This window comes from Candidatus Dormiibacterota bacterium (assembly GCA_036495095.1).
Classification (GTDB): domain Bacteria; phylum Chloroflexota; class Dormibacteria; order Aeolococcales; family Aeolococcaceae; genus CF-96.
Map to the genome: position 1 here is coordinate 1 of DASXNK010000065.1, position 8,013 is coordinate 8,013.

Here is an 8,013-nt window from a genome sequence, read left to right on the forward strand (position 1 = left end):
TCGCCTCGTAGGCGTCGTCCTGATTGAGGTGCGAGTAGGTCCGGGTGATCATCGTCAGGTCGGCGTGCCCGAGCGTCTGCTGAAGGATCAGCGGGTTCATCCCCTTCCGCAGCATGTGCGTGGCGAAGGAGTGGCGGAACAGGTGCGGGTGGACCCGCTTGTCGAGCTTCGTCGTCTCGGCGAGGATGCGGATCATCTGCCCCAGCCCCGACGGCGTCAGCGGCCGGTACTCGCAGCTGTTCGGCTGCCGGCGCAGCGCGATGAAGATGCGGTTGGTGTTCGCGTCCTTCCGGGTCTTGTCGGCGAAGCGGCGAAGACGACGCGCGAGCGCTGGCGCCAGGGGCACCAGCCGCTCCTTGTCGCCCTTCCCGCGGATCTTCAGAAAGACGTGCCGGCCGTCGCCCTCGAGGATGTCCGCGGACCGGAGCCCGAGGAGCTCGCTGAGACGGATGCCGGTGTCGGCCAGGAGGCGGACGATGAGCTTGTCGCGCTCGTTGTCGGCGGCGTCCTCCATCGCCTGGATCTCCGCCCGGGTGAGCACGTCGATGACCGGCCGGCTCAGCTTGGGCAGCGGAGCCTTGGCATCGACCTTCTCCCCCTCCTTCCGGACCCACGCGAGGAAGCTGTTGATCGCCCGCATGTAGGCGTGCACCGACGCCTTGGCGAGCGGCTTCGGCCGCAGCGCGAAGGGATGCCCGGTCTCGAGCAGGGTGCCCGAGAGGCGGTTCAGGTGCCGGTCGGTGAGCTGCGACGGCTGCTCGACTCCCTCCGCGGCGCAGAAGGGCAGCAGGAGCGTGCGGAGCGGATAGCCGTAGGCGTCGCGGGTCGTCCGGATCGAGTGCCCCATGCCCCGGTGGTAGTCGAGGTAGTCCTCGACCAGGCGCTCCATCGCGGTCGCCGGCGGGGGGTCGATGACGGTCAGCTTGGGCATCGGATCAGGGGCCTCCGAACTCGGAGCCTTATAGAGGAATCCCAGACTAAACCTCTGCATAGTAGCACCTGCTTCCTGCATGTACACCCCCATCTCAGGGCATGCGAAAGCCCCGTTCAAGGGGAAGCAGGTTCTGCTCCTCAACTCGAAAGGAGGAGGTGGAGCGGGAGACGAGACTCGAACTCGCGACAACCTGCTTGGGAAGCAGGGACTCTACCAACTGAGCTACTCCCGCTCGGCGGCCGCCATTCTACGACGGCGGGCGGCGGAGTTGAAGCGGGGGCCCGAACCCCGGTTCGGCGGGCCTCACCTCGGGGCCGATCGGCGGTGGTACCGTGCCTCCCAATGGTCACCGCCTTCCTGATGATCGTCTGCGAGCCGCAGGGCATCCACGCGCTGGGCCAGGCACTGGCCGACACCGAGGGAGTGGAGCAGGTCTACACCACGACCGGGACGACCGACTTCATCGCCACGGTGCGGGTGCCCGACCTCGACGCCCTGGCGACACTGGTCACCCAGAAGGTGGCGACCCTCCCCGGGGTGGTGCGCACCGATACCCACCTCGCGATGCGCTCCTACGGGAAGAACGAGATCCAGGCGGCCTTCGACATCGGGCTTGACTGAGGGCGACGGCGGCCGGATCCCGGTCCCTGCGCTGGAGACCCGCGGCGTCGAGCGGAGCCTTCCCCTGGGTGGCGAGACGGTCGAGATCCTCCGCGGCATCGACCTCCGCATCATGCGGGGCGAGCTCGCCGCGCTGGTGGGTCCGAGCGGCAGCGGGAAGAGCACCCTGCTCGGGGTCATCGCCGGCCTCGACCGGCCCAGCGCGGGGCGGGTGCTGGTCGACGGCATCGACATCACCGACATGCCCGAGAGCCGGCTGGCGATGGTCCGCAACGCCAAGATCGGCATGGTGTTCCAGGCCTTCAACCTCATCCCGACGCTGACCGCCCAGGAGAACGTCGAGGTGCCGCTCTTCGTCGGCGACCACCCCGGCTCGCCCTCGGCGCGGGCGCGGGAGATGCTGGCGCTGGTCGGGCTCGAGCACCGCACCCGGCACCGGCCCTCGCAGCTGAGCGGCGGCGAGCAGCAGCGGGTCGCGATCGCGAGAGCACTGGCGACGCGGCCGGCGATCGTGATCGCCGACGAGCCCACCGGCAACCTCGACGCCGCCACCGGCGAGCGCATCCTGCAGCTGATCGCCGAGATCCGCGGGCAGCTGGGCACCACCTTCCTGATCGGGACCCACGACCCGGTGATCGCGCGCCGCGCCGAGCGGGTGATCACCATCGTCGACGGGCGGCTCATCGCGGAGACCACGGTGGGCCGGTGAGCGGCCGGCTGCGCCTCTGGACCCGCTACTCGCTGCGGGCGGTGCGCCGCGGCGGCCAGCGCTCGCTGCTGGCGATCTTCTGCATCACCGTCGGGGTGATGGCGGTGGTGGCACTGCGCCTCGCCGGCGACATGGTGTCGCTCTCGCTGACCAGCAACCTTCGGAGCATCATCGGCGCCGACGTCACCGTGCAGTCGAACGCCATCCCCCTCTCCCCCGCCGACCTCGCCCGCTTCGACGAGCTGCGCCGCGACAGGCTCATCGACGACTACAGCGCCATCGGCGTCGAGCGCGGCTCGGTGCGGCGTGGCGGTGGGCACATCGCGCGGGTGAACGTGGACGTGGTCGACCCGAAGCACTATCCGCTGGTCGGCGGCGGTGAGCTGGCCGCGCCGGCACGGGGCAGCTTCGCCACCCTGCTCGCCGCACCGGGTACGGTCATCCTCACCCAGTTCATCGCCGACCAGGCCGGGGTGCGGCTCGGCGACACCGCCCACCTCACCCTGGTGCGCGGCGGCGGCGCCGACCTTCGCGTCGCCGGGCTGCTGCGCAACAGCATTCTGGAGAGCACCGCCGCCTACATCGCCCCGCCCACCTACGCCGCGGTCTCGGGCCGCCCGCTCGGCTACGGCACGGTGCAGGCCACCGCCCCGGACCCGGCGAGCGCGCAGCGGGCCGCCGACCGTCTGCGCACCGCCTTTCCCACCGCGAGCGTCCAGACCGTGCAGGACGCGCTCGACGAGAACATCACCATCTCGCGCGAGATCAGCCGCACCCTGCAGATCATCGGCCTGCTCGCCCTGCTGATGGGCGGGATCGGGATCGTGAACACCATGCAGGTGTCGCTGCAGCGGCGGCGCACCGAGATCGCGATGCTCAAGACCGCCGGCTACCGGCGCCGCGACCTCTACGCGCTGTTCGGCCTCGAGGCGGCGATCCTGGGGCTGGCCGGGGGGATCGCCGGCACCGCGGTCGGCGTGGGCGTCAGCGCGGTGGTGCGGGTGCTGGTGGAGCGCGTCTTCCTCATCTCGATCGCCTTCCACGTCGGCGCCGCGACCCTGGTCACCGGCGTGGTCGTCGGGCTCGCGACCGCGCTGATCTTCGGGCTGCTGCCCATCGTCCGGGCCGCGGCGATCCGGCCGCAGGCGGTGCTGCGCGACCTCCCCGGCGGGGTCACCGCGGGGTCGGCCGCGCAGACCGCGGGCCTCTATGCGCTGCTGGTGGTGCTCTTCGCCGCGCTCAGCGCCGGCCTGCTCGGCAGCGTCGCCTACGCGCTGGCCACCGTGGCCGGCACCGTCGCCGCGCTCGCCGCGCTCGGTGGCGTCTTCTGGGTGATGGTCTGGCTGGTGGGGCGGATCCCGATCCCCGAGCGCCTTCCCCTCCCCCGCCGGCTCACCACCGCGCTGCGGCTCGCCCTCCGTGCGATCGGTCGCAGCCGGGGGCGCACCGCCACCACCCTGGTGGCGCTGTTCACCGGGGTCTTCGGCATCGGCCTGGTGCTGGTGCTCGGACAGAACATCAGCGCCAAGGTCGATGAGAGCATCAGCCGTCTCAGCACCTACAACCTCTTCGCCATCGCCGCCCCCCACGACGCCGCCGCCGTGACCGCCGTGACCGCGTCGCTCCCCGGCGTCCAGCAGCGCCGGGTCACCGCCGACGTCGCCGCGGTGCCGACCGCGCTCAACGGCACGCCGCTCCGTGACGCGGTCGCCGGCGCCGGCGGCGCCACCGGTCGCGGCCGCCGGTTCCGCATCGGGCAGCTCAGCGGGGTGGAGGGATACGACCTCGCCGGCGGGCAGCTGCCCGAGGTGGCGATCGCCGCCGGCCGCACCCTCAGCGCCGCCGACGCGGGGACGATGAACGTCCTCGCGCGCTTCGACGTCGCCTTCCCGCCGCTGCTGCTCGGGCCCGGTGACACCGTCATCCTCCAGCAGGAGGCGACCGGTCGCAGCGTCACCCTGCGCCTCGTCGGCCTGTACACGCCGATCAGCCACGGGGTGGGCCCGCGCCTGCCCACCTTCCTCGAGCCGGTGCTCGGCGACCGCGGCGTGCCCACCGCGCTCGGACCCGACGAGGTGCAGACCGCGGTGGCGCTGCGCGTCGACCCCGGCCACACCGCCACGGCGCTGCGCCGCATCGAGGACGCCGCCCCCGGCGCCACCGTCTACGACGTCGCCGACCTCGGCGCGCTGGTGAAGCAGGTGCTCGGCAACCTCACCGTGCTGATGCTTGCGCTGGCGTCGCTGGCGCTCTTCGCCGGGGTGGTGATCATCGCCAACACGGTCGCGCTGGCGATGCTCGAGCGCCGCCGCGAGATGGGCATCCTCAAGGCGGTGGGCCACTCCAGCCGCTCGGTGCTCTCGATGGTGCTGGTCGAGAACGCGGTGGTCGCGGTCATCGGCGCGGGGACCGGGATGGTGGTCGTGACCATCGCCACCGGGCAGATCGGCGCCCACGTGCTCGAGACCGACCTCGTTGTGGGCCGGGGCGTGGCGGTGTCGGTGGTCGCCGGCGTGGTCGCGGTCGTCGTGGTGGTGGCCGGCCTGGTCGCCTGGGGACCCACCCGGGTGCGCCCGCTGGAGGTGCTGCGCTACGAGTGACCGCCGCCGCGATGGGCGGCGGCGACGTGGGCGCGCAGCGGGTCGACGCCGATGTCGCCGCGGGGGTCGCGCACCACGGTGTGCACGTGGTTGGCACCGTCCTGGGTGCAGTCGTACTCGACGAGGAGACGCTCGCCGGCGAGCCGGTAGTAGTGGGGCATGCCCGGCTCCCCGCCTCCCGCCCATGCGAACCGCAGCCCGGGGTCGTCCTCGACACCGGCGAAGAGCGCTCCGAGCGCGGGGTCGAGCCGGGCGACGTAGAGCCGCACCAGCCGGCCCAGCAGCTGCCGGGGCTCGCCCTCGAGCTCGCCGGCGAGGACGCCCGCGACCGGCAGCCCGCCGGCGTCGACGGCGGTGCCGGAGAGGATGTCCTCGGGAGCCAGCGCGTCCACCACCGCGCGGCCCCGCGCGGCGGGACCGAGGCTGGCGAGCAGCTCGCGGCCGAGGTCCTCCTCGACCCCGAGCGGGCGGAGCGTGCCGCCCCCCTCGAAGCCGACCCGCGCCGGGTTGGCGCCGAGGAAGAGCGGGGTCGCGGTCACCGGCGTGTCGCCCCGCAGCGTCACCGACACGCTGAGGTGATGCCCCTCGAAGCGCCACCCCCACCGTGCCTCCGGCGACGGCTGGTCGAAGACGACGACGTGGTACCTGCCCGGATCACGACGCCCGTCGTCGCGACGCTCGACCGCCTCGAGCACGGTCTCCCACGCGGTGACCGTGGCCGCCTGGGCGAGCCCGGCAAGGCTCAGCGCGGTGCGGAGGAGGCGGTGGGCGAGCAGCCGCTGGTCACCGTCCATGGCGCGCAGCGGCAGGCCGAAGCGCTCGCGCGGAAGGTAGGTCCACCGCATCCGTCGCGGGTCGTCGAAGGGGATGAGCGCACGAACCCGACCGGGCGCGTCGAGCGCATCGAGCAATGCGGACGCCGCCGCAACCATCCCCACGCCGCCGGAGGCCATGACCCCACGCTAGCACCGGCGGCCGGCACCCCGGGGTCGGCTACCGTGGAGGGTGTCCCCGCCGAACCCCGCTCACCCCAGGAGGCCAGCGATGCCGGCCGACGCCCCCTTCCCCGCCGTCTCGCCGGAGCGCATCCTGATGCACTCGCTCCCGGCCCTGACCGGGGCCTACGTGCTCGCAACCGCCGCCCACTGGTCGCTCTTCACCCACCTCGAGAACGGCGCCGGCACCGTCGCCGCCCTCGCCGACCGCGCCGGCATCTCCGAGCGCGGCGCGCAGGCGCTGCTCGACGGCGTGACCGGCATGGGCCTCGTCGAGTCGACCGAGGGCGGCTACCGCAACTCGCCGGAGGCGAGCGCCTTCCTGGTCGAGGGCCGCCCCGCCTACATGGGTGGGTTCGCGCAGACGATCCTGTATCCGCAGTTCGCCTTCGCGCAGCTGCCGGAGGCGGTGCGCAGCGGATCGCCGGTGGCCACCGACGACCTCACCACCGAGGACCTCCCGATGTGGCGCGAGCTGGTGATGGCCATCGTCCCCCTGGCGATGCCGCTGGCCCAGGAGGTGGCCGAGCAACTGGTGCGGGATCGCGGTGAGGTCTCGATCCTCGACATCGGCGGCGGCTCCGGGGTGTACTCGGCGGTGCTCCTCGGCGCCAACCCGCAGGCCACCGCCACCCAGCTCGACTGGCCCTCGGTCAACGCGATCGCGCGGGAGTTCGTGGGCGAGCGCGGCGCCGGCGACCGCTTCACCACCCTCGACGGCGACTTCCATACCACCGACCTCGGCGAGGCGGCGCACGACGTCGTCGTCTACTCGAACATCGCCCACCAGGAGAGCCCGGAGGAGAACGTCGCGGTGTTCCGCAACGTCCGCCGCGCGCTGCGCCCCGGCGGCGTCCTGGTGATCAGCGACTTCGTCCTCGACGCGGAGGGCAGGGGGCACCCGTTCGCCGGGCTCTTCAGCACCATGATGCTGCTCAACACCCAGCGGGGCGCGAGCTGGCGGCAGCCCGACTACGAGCGCTGGCTGGACGAGGCGGGGTTCACCGAGGTGCGGTTCCAGCCCACCCACTCGCCCGCGACGCTGATCTTCGCCAGCTGACCCCCGCCGTCACCGCGGCGTCTCCCCAGGAGATGCGGCCAGCTGTGCCCGCATCTCCTCCCAGGCGTGCCGAGCCTCGTCGACCGAGCCCTCGTCCTCGATCGTGGAGACGTCGCCCGGGTCCGTGTCGAGGGTGACCGCCTTGAGCACCCGCCGCATGATCTTGCCGCTGCGGGTCTTCGGCAGCATGCCGACGAAGTTCAGCTCGCCGATCACCGCCACCGGGCCGAGCTCGCGGCGGCAGGTCTCGATCAGCTCCTGGCGCAGCTCGGGCGACGGGGTGTGTCCCGGCCTCAGCACCACGAAGGCGGAGATCACCTCCATCCGCAGCGGGTCGGGCCGGCCGATCACCCCCGCCTCGGCCACCGCCTTGTGGCGGAGGAAGGCGGTCTCGACCTCGATCGTGCCGATGCGATGGCCGGCGATCTTGATGATCTCGTCGGCGCGGCCGCTGAACCAGATGTAGCCGTCCTCGTCGACCTCGGCGGCGTCGCCGCTGAAGTAGACCTGCTGGCCGGGCATCTTCTCCCAGTAGTCGCGGCCGTAGCGCTCGGGCTCGCCCCAGAGGCTGGCGGTGAGGCCGGGGAAGGGGCGGCGGATCACGAAGATCCCCTTCTCCCCGGGGCCGCAGAGCTCGCCCTCCTGGCTCATCACCGCGGCCTCGATGCCGGGCAGCGGCACCCCCGGCGAGCCCGGCTTGATCGGCAGCAGGCCCAGTCCGTAGGGGTTGCCGACGATCGGCCCGCTCGTCTCCGTCTGCCACATGTGGTCGATGACCGGGACCTCGTTGCGGAGCACCTCCCGCTGCAGCCACTCCCACGCCGGGGGGTTGAGCACCTCGCCGGCGCAGAAGACCCGCTCCAGCGAGCCGAGGTCGTGGCCGCGGGCCGGCTCGGTGCCGTACTTCATGAGCATGCGCACCGCGGTCGGCGAGGTGAACACCCCGCTCACGTGGTTGGCGGCGACGATCCGGTAGAAGGTGTCGGAGCCGGGGTGATCGAGGGCGCCCTCGTACGCGATCGTGGTGCAGCCCGCGAGCAGCGGCGCGTAGACGATGTAGCTGTGGCCCACCACCCAGCCGATGTCGGAGGTCG

Annotated in this window: 7 protein-coding genes and 1 tRNA gene; 4 read left to right on the forward strand and 4 right to left on the reverse strand. The window is 72.5% G+C overall.

The window, feature by feature from the left end:
* Both VGL20_06910 and VGL20_06915 read right to left on the reverse strand, forming a co-directional pair.
* The coding region (locus tag VGL20_06910) for a tyrosine-type recombinase/integrase (protein ID HEY2703404.1) at window positions 1-931 on the reverse strand (931 nt) is incomplete at its 3' end.
* Window positions 932-1,090: 159 nt separating this feature from the next.
* A tRNA-Gly gene (locus VGL20_06915) sits at window positions 1,091-1,166 on the reverse strand.
* A 110-nt stretch (window positions 1,167-1,276) separates the two neighbouring features.
* On the opposite strand from VGL20_06915, the gene VGL20_06920 reads away from it, so the two are divergent.
* From VGL20_06920 to VGL20_06930, 3 genes are read left to right on the forward strand one after another with little or no spacing between them, the layout of a single operon-like run.
* Entirely contained in the window at window positions 1,277-1,555 is a 279-nt protein-coding gene (locus VGL20_06920) for an Lrp/AsnC ligand binding domain-containing protein (protein HEY2703405.1), read from the forward strand.
* Entirely contained in the window at window positions 1,548-2,264 is a 717-nt protein-coding gene (locus VGL20_06925) for an ABC transporter ATP-binding protein (GenBank protein HEY2703406.1), read from the forward strand. The genes VGL20_06920 and VGL20_06925 overlap by 8 nt, the downstream gene beginning before the upstream one ends.
* Complete coding sequence (locus tag VGL20_06930; GenBank protein ID HEY2703407.1) at window positions 2,261-4,864, forward strand: FtsX-like permease family protein; 2,604 nt, start codon at window positions 2,261-2,263, stop codon at window positions 4,862-4,864. The genes VGL20_06925 and VGL20_06930 overlap by 4 nt, the downstream gene beginning before the upstream one ends.
* On the opposite strand, the gene VGL20_06935 is transcribed toward VGL20_06930, so the two are convergent.
* Window positions 4,855-5,817 (reverse strand): DUF3500 domain-containing protein, encoded by a 963-nt coding sequence (locus VGL20_06935; protein HEY2703408.1) that lies wholly within the window; start codon window positions 5,815-5,817, stop codon window positions 4,855-4,857. The genes VGL20_06930 and VGL20_06935 overlap by 10 nt on opposite strands.
* A 91-nt stretch (window positions 5,818-5,908) precedes the next feature.
* Here VGL20_06935 and VGL20_06940 point away from each other — a divergent pair, with 91 nt between their 5' ends.
* Entirely contained in the window at window positions 5,909-6,919 is a 1,011-nt protein-coding gene (locus VGL20_06940; protein ID HEY2703409.1) for a methyltransferase, read from the forward strand.
* A gap of 9 nt (window positions 6,920-6,928) precedes the next feature.
* Here VGL20_06940 and VGL20_06945 read toward each other — a convergent pair.
* The coding region (locus tag VGL20_06945) for an AMP-binding protein (protein HEY2703410.1) at window positions 6,929-8,013 on the reverse strand (1,085 nt) is incomplete at its 5' end.